This window comes from Ignavibacteriales bacterium, assembly GCA_026390575.1.
Lineage (GTDB): Bacteria > Bacteroidota > Ignavibacteria > UBA10030 > UBA10030 > Fen-1298.
Genome location: JAPLFR010000004.1, coordinates 22,364 through 40,072 on the forward strand (window position 1 = coordinate 22,364; position 17,709 = coordinate 40,072).

At 43.3% G+C, this 17,709-nt stretch carries 20 protein-coding genes and 2 tRNA genes; 5 read left to right on the forward strand and 17 right to left on the reverse strand.

Going from position 1 to position 17,709, the window contains the following annotated elements:
- Window positions 1–4: 4 nt before the first annotated feature.
- Together NTX44_03610 and NTX44_03615 are read right to left on the reverse strand one after the other, a co-directional pair.
- A tRNA-Cys gene (locus tag NTX44_03610) sits at window positions 5–77 on the reverse strand.
- Between the two features lie 33 nt (window positions 78–110).
- Window positions 111–183: transfer RNA gene (locus tag NTX44_03615), tRNA-Ala, on the reverse strand.
- 94 nt (window positions 184–277) lie between these two features.
- Between NTX44_03615 and mazG the strand changes: the two genes are divergently transcribed.
- Window positions 278–1,048: a nucleoside triphosphate pyrophosphohydrolase gene (gene mazG, locus NTX44_03620; GenBank protein ID MCX6120688.1), complete on the forward strand. Its 771-nt coding sequence runs from the start codon at window positions 278–280 to the stop codon at window positions 1,046–1,048.
- 169 nt (window positions 1,049–1,217) lie between these two features.
- Here the strand turns inward: mazG and NTX44_03625 are convergent, their stop codons facing one another.
- The 10 genes from NTX44_03625 to NTX44_03670 form a co-directional block, all read right to left on the reverse strand.
- Window positions 1,218–2,216 carry a PhoH family protein gene (locus NTX44_03625; protein ID MCX6120689.1) on the reverse strand — a complete coding sequence of 333 codons (999 nt, stop codon included), beginning with the start codon at window positions 2,214–2,216 and terminating at the stop codon, window positions 1,218–1,220.
- 123 nt (window positions 2,217–2,339) lie between these two features.
- Window positions 2,340–3,023 (reverse strand): LysM peptidoglycan-binding domain-containing protein, encoded by a 684-nt coding sequence (locus NTX44_03630; protein MCX6120690.1) that lies wholly within the window; start codon window positions 3,021–3,023, stop codon window positions 2,340–2,342.
- A 107-nt stretch (window positions 3,024–3,130) separates the two neighbouring features.
- On the reverse strand, window positions 3,131–3,394 hold the full coding sequence (locus NTX44_03635) for a hypothetical protein (GenBank protein MCX6120691.1): 264 nt from the start codon (window positions 3,392–3,394) through the stop codon (window positions 3,131–3,133).
- A gap of 580 nt (window positions 3,395–3,974) precedes the next feature.
- Window positions 3,975–4,553, reverse strand: a complete 579-nt coding sequence (locus NTX44_03640; protein MCX6120692.1) for a DinB family protein — start codon at window positions 4,551–4,553, stop codon at window positions 3,975–3,977.
- A gap of 215 nt (window positions 4,554–4,768) precedes the next feature.
- Complete coding sequence (locus tag NTX44_03645) at window positions 4,769–5,914, reverse strand: FAD-dependent monooxygenase (GenBank protein ID MCX6120693.1); 1,146 nt, start codon at window positions 5,912–5,914, stop codon at window positions 4,769–4,771.
- Complete coding sequence (locus NTX44_03650) at window positions 5,911–6,594, reverse strand: methyltransferase domain-containing protein (protein ID MCX6120694.1); 684 nt, start codon at window positions 6,592–6,594, stop codon at window positions 5,911–5,913. The genes NTX44_03645 and NTX44_03650 overlap by 4 nt, the downstream gene beginning before the upstream one ends.
- Before the next feature lies 1 nt (window position 6,595).
- Window positions 6,596–7,684, reverse strand: a complete 1,089-nt coding sequence (locus NTX44_03655; protein MCX6120695.1) for a type III polyketide synthase — start codon at window positions 7,682–7,684, stop codon at window positions 6,596–6,598.
- Between the two features lie 251 nt (window positions 7,685–7,935).
- Entirely contained in the window at window positions 7,936–8,514 is a 579-nt protein-coding gene (locus tag NTX44_03660; GenBank protein ID MCX6120696.1) for a DinB family protein, read from the reverse strand.
- 171 nt (window positions 8,515–8,685) lie between these two features.
- A complete protein-coding gene (locus NTX44_03665) occupies window positions 8,686–9,774 on the reverse strand; it encodes a methylated-DNA--[protein]-cysteine S-methyltransferase (protein MCX6120697.1) in 1,089 nt (362 codons plus the stop codon).
- Window positions 9,775–10,395: 621 nt separating this feature from the next.
- Window positions 10,396–11,103, reverse strand: a complete 708-nt coding sequence (locus NTX44_03670; protein ID MCX6120698.1) for a hypothetical protein — start codon at window positions 11,101–11,103, stop codon at window positions 10,396–10,398.
- A 293-nt stretch (window positions 11,104–11,396) separates the two neighbouring features.
- On the opposite strand from NTX44_03670, the gene NTX44_03675 reads away from it, so the two are divergent.
- Window positions 11,397–11,627 (forward strand): AbrB/MazE/SpoVT family DNA-binding domain-containing protein, encoded by a 231-nt coding sequence (locus NTX44_03675; protein MCX6120699.1) that lies wholly within the window; start codon window positions 11,397–11,399, stop codon window positions 11,625–11,627.
- A gap of 291 nt (window positions 11,628–11,918) precedes the next feature.
- Here the strand turns inward: NTX44_03675 and NTX44_03680 are convergent, their stop codons facing one another.
- The 3 genes from NTX44_03680 to NTX44_03690 form a co-directional block, all read right to left on the reverse strand.
- Entirely contained in the window at window positions 11,919–12,662 is a 744-nt protein-coding gene (locus tag NTX44_03680; GenBank protein ID MCX6120700.1) for an HNH endonuclease signature motif containing protein, read from the reverse strand.
- A gap of 173 nt (window positions 12,663–12,835) precedes the next feature.
- Window positions 12,836–13,231 carry an ORF6N domain-containing protein gene (locus NTX44_03685; protein ID MCX6120701.1) on the reverse strand — a complete coding sequence of 132 codons (396 nt, stop codon included), beginning with the start codon at window positions 13,229–13,231 and terminating at the stop codon, window positions 12,836–12,838.
- Between the two features lie 209 nt (window positions 13,232–13,440).
- Window positions 13,441–13,656 carry a hypothetical protein gene (locus NTX44_03690; protein MCX6120702.1) on the reverse strand — a complete coding sequence of 72 codons (216 nt, stop codon included), beginning with the start codon at window positions 13,654–13,656 and terminating at the stop codon, window positions 13,441–13,443.
- A gap of 334 nt (window positions 13,657–13,990) precedes the next feature.
- Between NTX44_03690 and NTX44_03695 the strand changes: the two genes are divergently transcribed.
- The 3 genes from NTX44_03695 (at window position 13,991) to NTX44_03705 (ending at window position 16,271) form a co-directional block, all read left to right on the forward strand.
- Window positions 13,991–14,392 carry a bacteriohemerythrin gene (locus tag NTX44_03695; protein ID MCX6120703.1) on the forward strand — a complete coding sequence of 134 codons (402 nt, stop codon included), beginning with the start codon at window positions 13,991–13,993 and terminating at the stop codon, window positions 14,390–14,392.
- A gap of 245 nt (window positions 14,393–14,637) precedes the next feature.
- A complete protein-coding gene (locus NTX44_03700; GenBank protein ID MCX6120704.1) occupies window positions 14,638–15,624 on the forward strand; it encodes a substrate-binding domain-containing protein in 987 nt (328 codons plus the stop codon).
- Window positions 15,625–15,638: 14 nt separating this feature from the next.
- Complete coding sequence (locus NTX44_03705; protein ID MCX6120705.1) at window positions 15,639–16,271, forward strand: hypothetical protein; 633 nt, start codon at window positions 15,639–15,641, stop codon at window positions 16,269–16,271.
- Between the two features lie 126 nt (window positions 16,272–16,397).
- Here NTX44_03705 and NTX44_03710 read toward each other — a convergent pair whose 3' ends face one another.
- Together NTX44_03710 and NTX44_03715 are read right to left on the reverse strand one after the other, a co-directional pair.
- Window positions 16,398–16,790, reverse strand: coding sequence for a DUF559 domain-containing protein (locus tag NTX44_03710; GenBank protein MCX6120706.1), 393 nt, complete (start codon window positions 16,788–16,790; stop codon window positions 16,398–16,400).
- A gap of 277 nt (window positions 16,791–17,067) precedes the next feature.
- Window positions 17,068–17,454, reverse strand: a complete 387-nt coding sequence (locus NTX44_03715; GenBank protein ID MCX6120707.1) for a hypothetical protein — start codon at window positions 17,452–17,454, stop codon at window positions 17,068–17,070.
- Window positions 17,455–17,709: the final 255 nt, after the last annotated feature.

Genomic DNA, 17,709 nt, shown 5'->3' on the forward strand with positions numbered 1-17,709 from the left:
TCCGTGGAGCTGATCAGGATCGAACTGACGACCTTCCCGCTTGCAGCGGGACGCTCTTGCCATTGAGCTACAGCTTCTTACGTTTCACCACTCTATGAGTGATTATTCCGTGGAGCTGATCAGGATCGAACTGACGACCTCTTCGTTGCGAACGAAGCGCTCTCCCAACTGAGCTACAGCCCCAGAATTAAATTCAAATTACGCAATAACTACTAAAAAAACAAACGTTTGATTCTGGAATTGATTTTCGGTATTCTGAACCAGAATCGGAGCATCAATGAAAAAGACTAAAGAACCTATTGAGAAATTTGTCAAAATTGTCAGGCGACTCAGGAAAGATTGTCCGTGGGACCGTGAACAGACGCATAAATCTATCAGGCAGAGTTTGATCGAAGAAACGTATGAGGTCATCGAAGCGATTGATCAAAACGACGCAGACGAGCTAAAAAAAGAACTGGGTGACCTGCTTCTGCATATTGTTCTCCACGCTGTGATGGCGGAAGAAGAGAAATCGTTCACACTCGAAGATGTTATCGATTCCATTTCCGAGAAAATGATCCGGAGGCATCCTCACGTATTTAGCAATGTCATAGCAGCAGATTCGCACGAAGTAAAAAGAAATTGGGAGCACATCAAATTGGCCGAAGGAAGGAAATCGGTGATTGATGGTGTGCCGAAGGAAATGCCGGCATTGCTTCGCGCACTGCGCATTCAGGAAAAGGCATCCAAGGTAGGATTTGATTGGAAAAAGAAGCGCGATGTCTGGAAAAAGGTTGATGAGGAAATCAAAGAACTAGCCAATGCAGAACGGTCCAAAGACCAGGTGCATATCGAAGAAGAATACGGTGATTTACTTTTTTCATTAGTCAACTATTCCAGATTTATCGGAGTCAATCCGGAGTTTGCGTTGAAAGGATCGATTGATAAGTTCAGTAAACGATTCACCCACATCGAAAACGAGCTTCAACGGCGCGGAAAACGTATCGGGACTGTTTCGATGAAGGAGATGGACGAAATCTGGGATGCAAAGAAGAAAATGAAAAATTGATCGAAATTTTCGAAATCCCAAATCATAGCTTCCAAAAGTCAAACAAAATTCAAATTATCAAATCCACAAATAAAAAATGTTTTTTTTGAATCCGTGTATATTGTGTATTTGATATTTGTTTGTTATTTGGCATTTGAATTTTGAGATTTTTAACGATACCCGATACAGTCTAGTTTCCTTCGATACCCTTTCCATTTCCCGTTCCATTGGTGTGGTAACGTTCGTACGCATCGATGATATCCTTCACAAGACGATGCCGCACGACATCGTTTTTGTCAAAATAGCAGAACGTCACACCCTGAATTTTTTTCAGAATCTCCTGTATTTGAACAAGTCCCGATGTAGTCTTTGACGGCAAATCGATTTGTGTAACATCACCAGTAATAATAGCACGGGAATTTGTACCGAGGCGTGTGAGAAACATTTTCATTTGCATTGCCGTAGCATTCTGCGCTTCATCTAAAATCACAAACGCGTTGTGAAGCGTTCTTCCGCGCATATATGCCAGCGGCACAATTTCCACAATTCGTTTTTCGATGTACCCGCGCAGCTTTTCTGCCGAAAGCATGTCATCCAGTGCATCGTAGAGCGGGCGCAGGTAGGGATCAATCTTTTCGCGGAAATCGCCTGGTAAAAATCCTAAGCTCTCTCCCGCTTCCACTGCCGGCCGTGCAAGAATAATACGCGTCACATCCCGGTTCTTTAATGCGGCTACTGCCATTGCAACTGCTAAATAAGTTTTACCTGTACCTGCAGGCCCAATTGCAAAAACGATGTCGTTCTTCCTGATCTGTTGAATGTATTGTTTCTGGCCCTGTGTTCTTGGTTTGATGATACCGGTCTTCGTGTACAGTATTGCAGTATCACTTTCCTCTGGTTTTGTTTCCGAGGGAAGATCGGGTGTGAAGCCGTTGACTGAAACAAGATCGATGACAGTATCAATGTCGTTGGGATTGAGGGTGCCGTTCTTGTTCAGCATGTAAATGAGTTCACTGACAACTTTTTCAATCTTTCCAATTTCAAATTGCGATCCTTGAATCGTTAACTGATCGCCGCGCACTGTCAAGTTCGCATCGAACCGTTCTTCAAGCATTTGAAGATTTGCATCGTTGAAACCTAACAATTGCACTACATCTACACCTGCAAGCGGTATCTTTTTTTCAGTCAACTTTTATCGACTCCTTTGGTACGTGGAGAGAAAAACAAACGCCCTCCGGTAACAAAATTACCGTGAGGGCGTTTATACTCAAGTTCCGTGTAAACACGCAAGATTGCGCGTAATTCAACCTCGTTATGGATTTGCTGGGGCTGCTTGTGCGTTTTTCTTTGACCAGTATTTACGCACAGCTGATTTTTCTTCCTTCGTTAAATCAGCCTTCAGTGGAATTTTCAGCTTCTGACCTTTGTGAATCACATCAGGATTTTTAATCTGATCACGATTACCCTGCCAAATTTTTGGCCACAAGAACGGGTTATCATAAATCTTTGGTTTCTTCGCAATATTCCACAGGCAATCGCGATCCCTTGCCCATGTGCCCACGGTGTAGGTCGGTGTAACTTCGCCCTTCGCAATAATATCAGTCTGGGCTTTCTTTAAATCATCCAGACGGTTTTGTTGATCCTTTAAGCCATCTTGATACTTTTGAATTGCGCTGTTTGGATTTTTCGCGGCATCATTAATCCAATTTTGAAGAGTGTCTAACTCTCCTTTGCGTGCCCATAAATCCTGATTTGACAAACGTGATAGTTCATTCAGACGTGTGGCAATTGAATCGAAATTCGCAACCATATGAACTTCCTGCTCGCCTTGCAACGCTACAAGGGCATCCTGACATTGTTTTAATGCCTGCGACTTGTCAGCATCCTGCTTTTGCAGATCGGCTACTTCTTTTTGCAAACCAGCGTACTGATTTTTCAAATCATTTCGTTTGGTAGTCATTTCTGTTACTTGTTTCTGCCATTCTTCTTTTGTCATTTGTTCTTGCGCGAATGTGCAGAAAACGAATGCACTCACCAGCGCTGCTATAATAGTTAAACGAATTACATATTTCATTTTTTCATTCTCCTTGTTGGGCTATCCGTTTATTGGACGCCTTTAAGACGCTGTTGAAGTGCTTCTTTATCTTTTGCGCACTGTGTTAGTTGTGCATCCTTGTCTGCAATCGACTTCAACAGAGCAGCTTTCTCAGACTGTTGTGCTGCAATTCCTTTTTCAAGCGACGTTACTTCTGCTTTCAAATCGTTTAACTGCTTCATTTCTTCTTCCGAAGGTTTGTTGCTGCAGCCAACGAATGAACCCGCCACCATCGCGCATCCGATTACAATGAGAGCGAAGGGCTTCTTCATCGTATTATTCTCCTTCTGATTATGACCTGTTATACAATAGAAATACTTATTCTCTGACATTACTGTAAGTATATTAACCAGAAGAACAAAAAAAGTCAAGCGAAATTCCAAGAATAATGTAAGAATAAAAGCAGTTATCCATTAATGCAGGAGAATCCACATGAATCAAAAAATGCACTAAGCGACGGTTTCACTCAATACCTTTTGAAAAAATTTCGGAACTTCCATTCATGCAACGTGATTGGTTTAACATCAGTATTTTCTTTCGGAAGATGTGCTCGTTATTATGTTTATTTGTAGCGAGAAATTCAAATAATACAAATTACCAAACGATTTGAATTCAATGTAACCTTTATAAGATAATAAAGATAGAAACACGTTTCACGTATTATATCCTCAGTCTTGCGACCCTTCTTAAGATCTCCATGTTAGTGATGGTCGCATTGAAAATACTATTGTGTTGCGGTGTTGTTTGTTACCTATGAATACCGTCACTCAGTCCGCCTTTGAAACGGTTTTTTTGTAGAGGCGATAGCAGTACAACCCTGCAAGAATTCTCATCTGCAATCTTTCACCTATGCTACTTTTTTGGCCGGGATGCGGGCGGTATCATTCCGTTGAGGCGGTAATACACTACCAATTGTCCGTAATGATCGCCCGTATGCCAAAGAATGCTCCACCAGCCAAACGAGCCGTGAACCATCTGATTGGCCCATGGATATTTAAACTCGCGCGTCAATCCGCTGTCTCCCTGCGCTTTGATCAGGTCTGCACCGTCAGCGATTGACTGTTTTAAGAATTTCACAATGTCTGCTTTCGTAGGGAATATCTTACGCAAGGAATCTTCATTCTCCGTGTGCCCCATCGGTGTTCCTTTGATGGCACTCATCATTACATAGTACACTGCTGCAACGTGCAGGAGATTATCTCCAAACGTCCGCTCATCCTTCTGGGCCTTGAAGTTGTATTTATCTTCGGGAAAATCCTCCGCCATCGCGGTTAACCTTCCTCCGATATCGGTCCACCAATACAACAACTCCTGATAAGAATTCATCGCCGACTGGGGAGGCTCGACTGGTTTTTTCTCTTGAGCCGAAGCGAATGTGAAGAGCAGCGTCGTAAGTGCGGCAAACATGAGAGGTGAAATAAATTTAGGCATGTGACGCTCCTTTTATTTGAGTGAGGTTTGAGTGATGTTGATGGTTGCAATCGTGTTTCTCGAATCGATACAGACTAATGGATTCTAATAATTTTTTGGATGAAAATCTTGGTAGGAGTTGACAACCTCGGAACGTTCTGGCATGCCAAAACGACTGGTGTGGTGGCCAGGTTAACGAACTTGTCCCCTGTTGTTGTGGCAATAACGCCGGTCCATCACCCTCGCGTCTGTTCTATTGCAGCGGAAAGAAGAGAAGGGAATCCGCCAAGCAAGGCTTCGCTTGCTTTTTTCCCAAATTGCGAGAGAAGCATTGTCTGAATTCTCTGTGCAATATACAAACGCCGCCGGAAATGTATATTCCATTTTGCCTGATATATACCAGCGAGCGTATCATCATTCATCACTTTCTTTCTACCTTCCTCAATCACTGACGCAAGGACTTTCGCGCTTTGCATCGCCATTCCAATACCGTCACCGGCGAGCGGTGCAATAACCCGCGATGCATCGCCGATCATAAAAATTCCGTTCTCAACAATATTCTTCTTCCCGAAATAAATATCCCCGGTACCATAAAAAGGAAACGATTCAATCGATGTTTCAAAATCACCGGATACAATTTCGGCAAATTGCTTGTTGAGTTTTATTAGTTCGATGATACGTTCCCTTGCCGGTACCCCGCCGGGGGCATGCCGCTCAAGAAAACAGACCGTCACGGTCTCCTCGTCCACTGCATTCACTCCGCAGTACATATCCTGCGCAGTATATATTTGTATTTCATGGTCTGGAATATTTTGCATAAATCTTTTTGGAACGTGGAATTTGACGCCGTTCAACCGGGATTTACTTCCCAGAAAATCTCTCTGCAGAGTTTTATCCAGCGGGCTGTTCTTCCCGTACGCACCGATAACATAACGTGCTGTAATTTGTTCCTGTTTTCCATCAATGCTTAATGCAATCTGATACTGCGCTCCATTTTTAATGAGCTGTTCAACAGTTGCAGGTTGGTACACCACTGCTCCGGCTTTGCGTGCGTTATCAAGCAGGAAAGCATCAAACTTTCCCCTCTTCATTGTATATGCAGTGAACAACAGAGCCGATCTGAACGAACGGGAATGTTCAGGGCTGTACCTGAACGCTGTCAATGTATTCGGCCGGAGCAATTGAAATTGTTTAATGAGATCAAGTTCATGAAGGATTTCCGTAACTTCTCCGGAAAGAAATTCTCCGCATATGGTCTCACGGGGGAAAGACTTTCGCTCAATAATACAGGTCCGGAATTTTGCCCGTGCAAGATAATTCGCAGCAGTAGAGCCAGCAGGTCCCGCCCCGATTATAGCTATATCGTACTGCGGTTCATTCATAGTGGTTTCGCGATGCACACGTGCCAGCGAAATGCCCACGTCCGCCGAATAGTATAAGATGCAGATGGCAATTCAGAACATAACCTGGTGAGCTCGGGTCGAGTAAATCCGCGGCGCACGGAGATCGGTCCGTCGTTTTTTACCATGGCGCTCTTAGAAAACAATCGTGTGAGCAATATCATGGCGTAATAGGAAAACAACGTACGGCGCAGGTCATTGATAATAATACCGCATCGTGCAGCAGTATACAAGGCCAAAAGAACAGCGTGGAGTTCCTTTTCTGTAAAGTGATGGAGAAACAGGGAAGCATGGACAATATCGAAGGACCGCTCCCCAAAAGGCAGATCACGTACCGAACCGTGGATGACAGAAATGGAAGGATGCTTTCGTTTGGAATACTCGCATGCCCGCTTGTTGAGATCGAGCGCAGTGATGTGAATCCCGGGATGAAGCTTGGAAATTGCAGACGCAAGGTCGCATCCGCCTGCGCCAACATCCAGCACCGAAACGGTCTTTGCCGCAGGTATGCGCTTTAAAAGAGTTTTCACGCCTCTCCGCGAATTTGAAAATCCGCCGAGCCATTTATTAATAACTGTAAGTTCCCGGAGCGCTTGGTCGATATTTTCGTCGTCGATAAAAATATTATCCATGATTTCTTTTTGTGTACTGCGGGGAAACATTTTATATACCTTTCAGGAAAGCGACTTCCATCGTCAGGCCCGGGCCAAATGCTACAGCACAGACATATTCATCCTTAAGGACTTTCCGTGTTGCAAGAAGTTCTTTCATGACGAAAAGAATCGAAGGGGACGACATATTTCCATGTTTTCGCAGAACATCACGGGAGGGCAGCATATCCTCATCGCTAAGCTGAAGTCCGGTTTGCAGCGAATCTAAAATCGCCCGCCCGCCGGGATGCAGTACCCATTGATGAATTGAGTGTTCCTCGATACCCTGTCGTTTCATAATGCCGTGCAGGACAGGGACTGCTTCTTCCAAAATAATGCGCGGAAGTTCCGACGAGAGCATCATTTCAAAACCGGTATTGCCGATCTTCCACCCCATGAATTCCGCGGAATTTGCAAACAGGTGCGAATGAGTGCTCAGCAATTGCAGCTTTGGCGAATATTCCGGTGATTTTGAAAAAAGTGCCGCGGCGCACCCGTCCGCAAAAATCATATTCGCCAGAATATTATCCCGCGTCGGTTCCGTTTGCAAGTGAAGACTGCAAATCTCCACCGCGACAAGAAGCGTGGTGCTATTACTATTGTCTGCAGCTTGAAGCGATTCCTTAACGGATGTGAGACCGACGAGCGCAGCCGCACATCCCATAAAGCCTATGTGTGTGCGTTGTATGGATACCGGAAAATGAAATTCATTGATCAGCTCATAATCGATCCCAGGAGCATAGAACCCGGTACACGAAATAGTAATAAGGCGCTTCACGGACGAAGGAGCGCACCGTGTTTCTTCAAGCAGCCGGCCAACGGCTTCTTTCGCCAGAACCTTTGACCAGTGTTCGTATTTGGTCATCCGCGTTTTCGTATCGGGTGTCACGGAACCTGAACCTGTAGAATAAAATTTTTGAGACGGTGCATCTTCCGCATCCGGGACAACAACATAGCGGGTTTCAATGCCCGAATGCTGAGCTGCGGTATCAATGAGTCTGCCGATGGCAGGCCGGACAGCCATTCGGGTTTTGAGTTCTTCGGAAACTTTTGCCTGAGAAACCTTGTACGGCGGGTTTGATGTCGTTATATGAATAAGCATGTCTGTTCCTCAGAACTTCATGAAAAGGTATTGAGATCAACAACATTTCAAATGCTTATGATTTAACACCTGTAGAAGGAGTCCCGTTCCATCGGGAATATAGTTAAGAGATCTCTATATCTGTAGCCGAGGTCGGTTTACCCGCCGTATTATTAACGGACTTGCCTGCCTATAGAATAGTTTGTCATTTATGTAGGGACGCATCGCTATACGTCCCTACAAGGATTTCTTTCTGCAGTCCTACACCTTTGCTATTTTTTGGGCCGGGAATCGGGCGGTATAATTCCATTGACGCGATAATACACAACCAATTGCCCGTAATGTTCACCAGCGTGCTCAAGACTGCCATTCCAGCCGAATGCACCGTGAGCCATAAAATTGCCCCATGGAAATTTAAACTCGCGCGTCAATCCACTGTCCCCTTGTTCCTTGATGAGCTGGGCTCCGTCGGTGACCGCCTGCTTCAAGTATTTCACGATGTCTGTTTTTGACGGAAACTTTTTCCGCAAAGAATCATCGTTCCCTGTGTACCCAACCGCTGACCCTTTGATTGCATTGATCATATAATAGTAATCTGCGGCAACGTGCAGGAGATTATCGCCGAATGTCCGCTGATCCTTCTGTGCTTTGAAGCCGTACTTGTCTTCGGGAAAATCCTCCGCCATTGCAATCAGCTTGTTTCCGACACCGTTCCACATCCAGAGTAATTCCTGTGAAGGATTTTGTGCCGGCTTTGGAGGTTCGGGTGATTTTTTCTCTTGAGCCGAGGTGAATGTGAAGAGCAGCGCTGCAAGTGCGGCAAACATGAGAGGTGAAATAAATTTAGGCATGTGACGCTCCTTTCATATGAGTGAGGTTTGAGTGATGGTGATGGCTGCAGTCGTGTTTCACGAATCGATACAGACTATTGGATTCTAATAATTTTTTGGATCAAAATCTTGATGGGAGTTGGGGAAGGCAAACAATTATGTGTAGCCGATATTGTTTCTCTCTAGGTAATGTCATACCCGCGTACGGTAGTTGTATGGACACGGCATGCCGTGTCCCTGTTTTTTTTCCTGTTCCAACGAAAGCAGCTTTTGTTTCCGCCAGAGTCCGCCGCCGTAACCGCCAAGATCGCCGTTCTTATTAACGACTCTGTGGCAGGGTATAACAATGGCAATGCGGTTCAATCCGTTTGCATGTCCCACAGCACGTGGAGCGGCAGGCGATCCAATGCGTTTGGCGATCTCTTCATACACTGCAGTTTTTCCATATGGAATTTTGAGCAATTCTTTCCACACTTTCTGCTGAAATGGAGTTCCGGAAACGACGAGGGGAACGTTGAACCGTTGAAGTGAACCTTGAAAATATTCTTGCAGTTCTTTCTTGAGCTGTTTGATGTGCCGGTTGTCGCCCGGAACGATAGCGCACGCAAACCGCTTCCGGAGAGATGCAAATTGCGTGTCCAGCATCCGTCGGTCTGTGAACTCGAGCAGGCAAATTCCTTCCGAAGTGGCGCCGGCAACAAGAGGCCCAAGTGGGCTTTCGATCCATGCCGTGAGAATGCAATCGGCAGAGCGGCTGCGGCCCGGTGAATTCCCAAATGTGCGACTGAATGCATCGCGGAAACCGCTGTGCGAATTGTATCCGTACCCAAGAGCTACATCATCGAGATCGGTACCGAGACGTATTTGTTCCAGGGCTTTCCCTAACCGCCGCATACGGCAGTATGCTTGAAATGTCATTCCAAATTTCTTCTGAAAGTATCGCCTTGCCCGCGCTGGATCAATGCCGCGTGTGCGGAGAAAACCATCGGATAAACGCGCAGACGGATCACGATCAACCTGCTCCAATAGATCTTTTACCCAGACAGGCGTTGCACCGTTGCTCTCCAACGGATGGCACCTTTTGCATGGCCTGAAGCCGGCAATAATTGCTTCGCGTGTCGTCAGATAGTAAATCACATTGCGCGGATCTGGTTTCCGTGCCGGACAGGAAGGTTTGCAAAAAATTCCGGTTGTCCGAACGGCCAGGAAGAAAATGCCGTCATAGGAAGTATCGCTGGTTTTATACGCCCGTTCCATTTCTTGTGCAGGAGGAAGTTTCATGATACACTCTTCATTTTGTTATCGATTTTTTTTTCTTATGCACAAGATACTAGAGAGACAGGATACTCTCCACCGAAAACTGAACACCGATGTGGATATACGATAGATACTGAATGAGGGAAGGACACCAAGTCATCCTTTTTTCCCAATTCCTCTTTTCTCAATTGGTTATTGCAATAGCATATTCTTTTCATGCCTTATTTGGTTTTTCTTTATCAAAAAAACTCCGTAGGAGTTTTACGTTTGTAACAATTTGTTAACATGAAAGAACAAGAACGCCGTAGGTGTTCAACTCCGATGGAGTTGGTATATGCTTTTCTTTAGTTTGTTATAAATGTTAGATCCCTACGGGGTCTTTTTCCCTTTTAATGTAGATTAATTGCAGCCGAGGTCGTTTATCTCGCTCCCAAGCTCACCTGCCCGCCGTCTTTTTGGCGGGGCTTGGGAGCGCTTATCGAAAGCTCCGCTTCCACCTTGTTTAGAAGCAGAGCTTCAACATATCAGCTATTATTATGTCTGCGTTTTTATTGCATCCGGCTAACGCCGGAATGATTTTATACGCTCAAACTGAGTTTGGGAACGAGGTTACACTCCCGATATAAAACGGTCGCGACTACAATATTATTTCACGATATCTTCATTCGTGCATAATTCAAACGGATCATCGGAGATTATCCAGTAGTGGGTCAAAGCTGTGGAATCTGCAAATCCCTTAGGTGTTGGTGTGAGAATATAAGATGCAAATTGTGCAAAGTTCGTATATTCCTTTCCATCGGTATCCACCACACTCCAGCCCAATCCGAGAGTTCCTTCTAATTGTCCGGGAGGCGGACCATTCTTAAAGACCACTATGTGACTGGAATCCTTCAGTTTATCTGCGTATAGATCCAGATCTTTTTTCTGAATCGAAAATTTAATTTTCAAGATGCGCACTTCGCCGGGGTTCAATACCAGCGGCAAAGTGGTACTATCGATCGTTGACCCTTCTATGGACCTTGCAACGATCCCGGAATTTTCCTTCCCGTAGAAAAGAGGATACAATTTTGCAATGATTGCCTGCTTATCCTGCTTGTTCGAAATTGACATAACGACCTTTGCCTTATCCGGTGTAACGGAAATATCGAACTTGAACACCTGGGCAATAAGTTTTTCGGGTTCGGGAGCAACCAGCAAGTAAATCCCGAAAGCAAGGAAAATCCCCAGCACAATACCAGCCGGAAAAATCAATCGCCTAAAATTCCTTGGCGGTTTAACTGGTGCTGCGACTTGCTTTGCTTCTGGCTCTTGTACTTCGAATGGTTCCAGTGGTTCTAAATTTAGATCATCCATCGCGGCCTCCAATTATCAAACCATTGCCCTATTGCCAAACCCTGGAAGATAATATAGGTGGACATTTAATAAAGAACAAAGGGAAATTACTTCATTAGTCTTAATATAGCTCTTAACATCCGTCTGCTCGACGCCTTGCTTTGGCAGACTGGCGGTAGTGACGATTGTTATGATTTACCAAACATTCTGATATATCAGTTTTTTACGATATTCTATATTTGTAAGACTATTTATTGCTGACTTACTTTAGACTATTTCTTACTTTATATCAGGATAAGAAAGGATCCATATTTATGGAAATTATTGCAACAACAAAAGGTCAGATCGTAATCCCTTCCAAAATACGGTCGAGACTTGGTATTAAAGAAGGAACGCGCATCCAAATTGAGGTAAACGAAAAGGACCAATCCCTCACCCTCACACCGATTACACGGCAGTATATACATTCGATTCGTGGAAAACATAAAGGAATGGGATTGTTAAAAACGTTAATGACCGGAAAGAAAAGAGAACGGGAAATCTGATACCTTCAAACACCAAGAGCGCATTTGCTGTTCGTGCAAAGCAACCAACGCGCGCGCCCCGCCGTAAAAATATTCTTTCATGGTTGTTGTATCCTCCTTATTTTTTTTGGTGAATGCTATCCTAATAGCTATCATTCCTGTGGCATTTAAGCGGGAATCTATAACACTGGATTCTGAAGAACAATGGGGCCAGGTTTTTTTATTGAGACAAAGGATTTTCTTACAAGGCGTGATAGGCTAGCGAGTTGGAAGCATAAAAAAAATCATGTAAATTCACAGTAAGGCTTAGAATTAATTTTGACGATGAATTGCAAGAGCAGCCGCACCAACACTGATCCAAGGAAATATTGCCATTATCTTGTCTGATTTTTCAAGGTTATGTCTTGCACAAAGTAGTCTGATATTTTTTGATGTCAGACTACTTCCACCTTTTGAAAATGGGATAACATGGTCATAGTGAAGATTTTTATTTGAGTTACAAAGTTGACACTTTCCCTTGTCTCGTTTCCATACTTCGACTTTGACATGCGTAGGAATGATCCGATTATGCGGTAATTCGATGTTGCCATGAAGCATAGTTTTTGCAACAGGGAGCAGATGGAATTTAAAGACTTTTCTTTTACCATCAGGCACTTTCTCAACATCAACTAACTCAAAGAAACCTTTATAACACCAAATACCATTTGCAATTTTTTCATATACTTTTATTAGCTCTGCGTTAGGAACAAGACCAGTCTTGTAATCCGTTGCCGCTTTAAAAAATTTTCCGTTCTCTGTCCACGCGCCGGTTTTGGTTGTCATAGGTTGATCTATGGCCTTCGGATCGGGGACAGCTTTTGTTTTCGGATGGTCATGCCCTTCATATAGCAATGCACCCGTTGAGTTATTAATTTGATCCGCATATGGTGCGTTTTTTCTTACTGACATAAGGAAGATTGAATAATTCTTACCAATTCTGTAATTCATTCCTTTTTGCAAATGTGCTTTCTCTGCGTTAATAAGTTCCAAGTAAGATATTATATCATCGGGTTTCATTTTTGGGTTATCTAGAATCACTACCTACATGTAATCCAATAGATCATTGGCAATAATGTACGTTATTTGTTATGGGAGGGCAAGGTTTATTCCACTTCATCGGTTAGATGCAATGAGGTCACGAACATTCTTCCTCACATCCATCCCACCGGCAGAATCTATCCAATGTCGTTTTATCTCGTTTTTTTCACATTGTATTTTGCTGTCGATTCCTTCACGCGGAAACCGATTTCGCGTTTTGGTTTATCGGGAGTATATATAATTTGTCGAATAGCGTCAAAGACCACTTTGAATTGAGCGTCGTATTTCTTTTCCAATTCTTCAAGCTTAACGGCAAGGTCTTTGTGAGTAGAGAGCAATTGTCGTAATTTTACAAATGCCCTCATAATCGTAATATTAACCTGCACAGCTCGTGTGCTGTTTAATACTCCGGAAAGCATGGCAATACCTTGCTCTGTGAAAGCAAAAGGGAGGTACTTGGAATGTTCGCCCCTCTTTAAGGTGCCAAGTTGGTACCTTAAAGCTGTATATTCCTGCGGTGTAAGCTCAAAGAGAAAATCGGATGGTATGTAATGTCTCCCCTACACGCTTCTCGTAAAAATGGTAGCGAGTTATCAGGTGAGAATCAAGGAGAACATCCTGTAGGGACGTATAGCTATACGTCCCTACAAAAGCAATATGCCGTTTATGCAAACAGCCATTTTTTTGCCGCATTTGGCAATTCTTTTTCGACGAACTGCTCCGTGAAATCGCTAACCTGCTTCGCGCAATGACCAAACTACTTCGTGTAATCACCATACTGCTTCGTGCGATCGTCAAACCACTCTGTGTAATCGCCAGAATACTCCGCGTCAACGTAAAATGACTCCGTGTCATTGTCACCTGACATTGTGTCTACGCCAAAGTACTCCGCGCGATTGTAAAACTGCTTCGCGTGATCGTCAGATTGCTCCGCGACGATGTAAACTGTCTTCGCGTCATCGTCGCCTGTCATTTCCTCCTCGTCAAAGCACTCCGCACAGTTATCAAACTACTCCGCGAGAACGTCAAACTGCTTCGCGGCATTGTCTAACTACTCCGCGACTTCATCAGGTGGCTTCGCGTCGATGTTAGATACCATCCTGCCTTTGTCTGTTGTCATTTCGCCGCTGTTAATCGCCATTTCTCTGATATCGACTCTCATTTCACCGTTGTCTATCGCATTTATTCAGCGCCAATTCTCATTCTATCGTAATTAGATTTCTTCCAAAAAGGTTTACTTTTTTCTTCGGACTTTTACCTGAATTTAGATTAGATTGGATCAATAGTATTATCAAAAAGGACTGCATATGCCTATCATAGAATGGAACGACGCCTTTTCTGTTGACATACAAAAAATTGATGAACAGCATAAGAAGTTTTTTTCTCTTGTCAATTTGTTATATGATTCTATTATGCAAGGCAAGGGTGAAGAGGTTGTCGGCTCGGTATTGAATGAGTTGCAGCAATATGTGATATTTCATTTTAAATCCGAAGAGTCCTGGATGAAATTGTATCATTATCCGGATATGAACAAGCACATGCTGGAACATCAAGAGGGGGCACAAAAAATAAACCATCTCGTTCTGGAATATGAACGCGGCAACAAAACTGTTGATATTGAATTATTGAAATTCTTAAGCGAGTGGCTCCAACATCATATTCTCGAAGTCGATAGGAAGTATATTCCCTATTTCCAGGGAAAAATATAGCACGATATTTCTTTTCTTCATGCTCTGTTATACCAGGTATCTCTCAGGATAAGTCTACATCCTTTTTTCTCTGATTCACACACCCCTAAATTGGAATCCATACCATCCCTTAGCAGTTGCACTAAAGTAATGGGTTTGGTACATTGTGCCTGGGAACGCTGTCCTGATTAGGTCGATAGTAGAACTCCATTCCAACATTAGCTAGTAGTTGATACTTCTTATATTCAACACAACAGGAGATCGTCATGAAAAATGATCACTTGAAGTATTTCTCACATTTCTTTATAGCTATGTTCTTCATTGTTGTGCTCGTTGGATGCAAAGAAGCGAGTAATGAAGTAACTCCCGAAGAAACAGTCGATCTCAGTCATTTTACAGCCGAGAATTTCCCCAGAGTTGATGGTTCTACGTCGAACCGGCCGATGATGGTGGTTCTTGCGTGCGAAATATTCAAATTGCAATTTCAGTGGTTCGATGCAGGCGATGCTACCATGCAGCCGTTTCCAGTGACGGACTCGGCAAAATTAAAAGAAACGGATTTTGCCAGGAATATCACTTTCTACAAAACAATCAGGGCGTACGACAGGCTTATCTATGACAGCACCGACGTTATCCTTGTTGCAAACGCACCTTCACAGGATCATCTTCAACTGGCAGCGAGTCTTGGCGTAAGTTTTTCTATCGCGCCGATTGCACTAGACGGAATTGTATTTCTGTTAAATTCTGCCAACCCGGTAAACAATCTTACCACTGAACAGATTATCGGCATCTATACAGGCCAAATAAAAAACTGGAAGGAAGTTGGAGGCAATGATGTACTCATCGGCGCCTATATACGGAATAGAAATTCCGGCAGCCAGGAATTGATGGAACAGCTGGTAATGCAGGGCAGGACAATGATTGATGCCCCTGATATGATTTTGTTTGATATGATGGGACTTATCAATAAAATCATTACCGACCAGAACGGCATAGGATATACCGTGTATTACTACAATGCGACCATGGTACCCCGTAATGAAGTCAAAAGAATTTCTATCAATGGAATTAAACCGGATGCGGCAACTATCAATAGCGGGGCTTATCGATACGTTGCCCCGGTTTATGCGATCATCCGGACTACTCTTGATAAAAATTCCAATGCCTACCTTTTCTGGAAATGGATGCAGACAAACGCAGGACAACTGGCAGTTGCGAAAAGCGGATATGTTGCATATAGCGGTAAAAAATAAAGAGGAGAATATCGTTGAAAACAAAAATATTTATTATTCTGATGATGACAGCATCGGCTTTCGCACAGGATGCCAAGACTGAAATTATCGAGCGGCAGAATCATAAAGCGCTGCTCTTCAGCATGAATGAATTCAAGCTGGGTGCATTCGACGGCGGCGTCGGCTTTAAATATTTCATAACAGACGGGTACGCCCTGCTGGGTAAAATTCATTATTCATACTCCAAAACTGATAGAGATGAAACAGAAAGATTGACCGGCGACATTGATAAGGATGTTACGTACGGTGCTTCACTCGGGATCGAAAAACACTTCAGCGTGACAAAAACTCTTTCTCCTTATTATGGAGCAACTCTAGGGATAGGGTTTGAAAATAAAAGCGGACAGGTTAATTCGGCATCTTCTATCGGCTTCTTCTATACGACGGAACAGAAAACATCGACAAAAATAATTTCTTTTCATATAAGCTTGGGAGTTGAATTTTACCTGACAGAAAGTATTTCCCTGGCGGGGCAATATAATCTGGGAGCTGTCTATAGCCCCGGTACGGAAGAATATATAACGCCGTACAGTTCGACCAGCATGGATGTGTCGGAACTTCATGGAGGAATATCTTCCGAAGAGCTGATCGTTGCAATCTATTTTTGAAAATGGAAGAGATCAAATAAACCTAGGCTGTGAGTGGGTTGCAAACAGATAGGTAAGCGAGTCAATACATCCATTCTGCCAACATAAAGTCCCCTCTCACATAGGAATTAATAGGCGAGAGGGGATTTAGGGGTGTGTTCTTCGAGTTTCAATCCACTCCCGTAATTGCCCAACAATGCCATCAACATTGCTCTTCACATCAGCATCCCAGAATCGCAATACTGTCAATCCCAACGATTCTAATTTCTCATGTCTGATCCGATCCGCATCCTCTTTTCCATCATGAGAATCACCATCTATCTCAAGGACTAATTTTAACAGGGGACAATAAAAATCTACTACATATTCATCAATCGGTTTCTGTCTGTGAAAATCATATCCTAATAATTGCTTGCCTTTAATTTGCTGCCATAAGAGAATTTCTGACAATGTCATATTCTTCCGCAATGTTCGGGCAATTTGTTTGAGTCTTGGATTATATCGAACCCATCGAGTTTCCATGGACAAGGCTTTATTCACACACCCCTATAGTCCCCTCTGGAGAGGGGACTTTTAATATTTAATATAAAAAAAATTTCACCACATCAACATCATATTTCTTCATATATATCTATCGCCTTAAAATCCTACAAAAGTCTTTTCTATAAAGTCCCATCTCACATAAGAATTAATAGGCGAGAGGAAACGGTTAATCTTTTGGGTGTGTCATGTGAACTGCATTTGTATCCGCTAAGAATAAATTATCAAGAAACTCACAGGATGAATCACATGACCATTCTAGAACATTATTGGCAATTTAATTACGTACGTTATTCAATTCCTTTTCATTGCGGATAATGCGGTCATAATATTTTGATTGCCAGCGAAAATGAAAATAACCCGCATCGTGTACCGCTTTTGTCGTACGTGCATTAAAATCCCGGATTATTTTACCTAACGTCTGTTTGGGATTTTTCATCATCATCCATTCCGTAGGGACGTCCCGATAAATATTATTTATCGGGATCACGTCCGGATTGGTGGGGTTTTGGTGATTCACGTCCGGGTTGGATGGAATTTGTTGAATTGGGATTTGATGAATCAAATCCCCACCCTCGGTTATGACGATAATTGCTTGAAGGTGGTTGGGCAGCCGGAGGCTTGAGATTGTTACACGCGAAGCGTGTATCAATTTCTTATTCATCTAATACAACATTGAGATAACTCCTGGGCAAAAATGTTTTTATATAAGACACGGCTTCCGAGGCCTCCCCGCCATCAAGAAGCCGTGATTGAGAGTATTGAAAACTGATGATATTTTATTTACTATTAGGACATTTGTCCGGTTACTTTATTTTGATGTTTTTTATCTTTTTTCATTTTAACGGACGGTGTTTTCTCCGGGACATAAACCTTTAACTCCGGATGAAAGTCTTTCACGAGACGTAAGTATTGACGA

What these genes read in the sequence shown, in the direction of transcription:
- NTX44_03655 (MCX6120695.1), bottom strand. Translation starts at nt 7,684, where the DNA reads ATGCTTATTCATATAACGACATCAAACCCGCCGTACAAGGTTTCTCAG.
- NTX44_03640 (MCX6120692.1), bottom strand. Translation starts at nt 4,553, where the DNA reads ATGCCTAAATTTATTTCACCTCTCATGTTTGCCGCACTTACGACGCTG.
- mazG (MCX6120688.1), top strand. Translation starts at nt 278, where the DNA reads ATGAAAAAGACTAAAGAACCTATTGAGAAATTTGTCAAAATTGTCAGG.
- NTX44_03690 (MCX6120702.1), bottom strand. Translation starts at nt 13,656, where the DNA reads ATGACAGGCGACGATGACGCGAAGACAGTTTACATCGTCGCGGAGCAA.
- NTX44_03670 (MCX6120698.1), bottom strand. Translation starts at nt 11,103, where the DNA reads ATGGATGATCTAAATTTAGAACCACTGGAACCATTCGAAGTACAAGAG.
- NTX44_03680 (MCX6120700.1), bottom strand. Translation starts at nt 12,662, where the DNA reads ATGAAACCCGATGATATAATATCTTACTTGGAACTTATTAACGCAGAG.
- NTX44_03645 (MCX6120693.1), bottom strand. Translation starts at nt 5,914, where the DNA reads ATGAATGAACCGCAGTACGATATAGCTATAATCGGGGCGGGACCTGCT.
- NTX44_03695 (MCX6120703.1), top strand. Translation starts at nt 13,991, where the DNA reads ATGCCTATCATAGAATGGAACGACGCCTTTTCTGTTGACATACAAAAA.
- NTX44_03630 (MCX6120690.1), bottom strand. Translation starts at nt 3,023, where the DNA reads ATGACAAAAGAAGAATGGCAGAAACAAGTAACAGAAATGACTACCAAA.
- NTX44_03665 (MCX6120697.1), bottom strand. Translation starts at nt 9,774, where the DNA reads ATGAAACTTCCTCCTGCACAAGAAATGGAACGGGCGTATAAAACCAGC.
- NTX44_03675 (MCX6120699.1), top strand. Translation starts at nt 11,397, where the DNA reads ATGGAAATTATTGCAACAACAAAAGGTCAGATCGTAATCCCTTCCAAA.
- NTX44_03700 (MCX6120704.1), top strand. Translation starts at nt 14,638, where the DNA reads ATGAAAAATGATCACTTGAAGTATTTCTCACATTTCTTTATAGCTATG.
- NTX44_03635 (MCX6120691.1), bottom strand. Translation starts at nt 3,394, where the DNA reads ATGAAGAAGCCCTTCGCTCTCATTGTAATCGGATGCGCGATGGTGGCG.
- NTX44_03715 (MCX6120707.1), bottom strand. Translation starts at nt 17,454, where the DNA reads ATGAATAAGAAATTGATACACGCTTCGCGTGTAACAATCTCAAGCCTC.
- NTX44_03650 (MCX6120694.1), bottom strand. Translation starts at nt 6,594, where the DNA reads ATGTTTCCCCGCAGTACACAAAAAGAAATCATGGATAATATTTTTATC.
- NTX44_03660 (MCX6120696.1), bottom strand. Translation starts at nt 8,514, where the DNA reads ATGCCTAAATTTATTTCACCTCTCATGTTTGCCGCACTTGCAGCGCTG.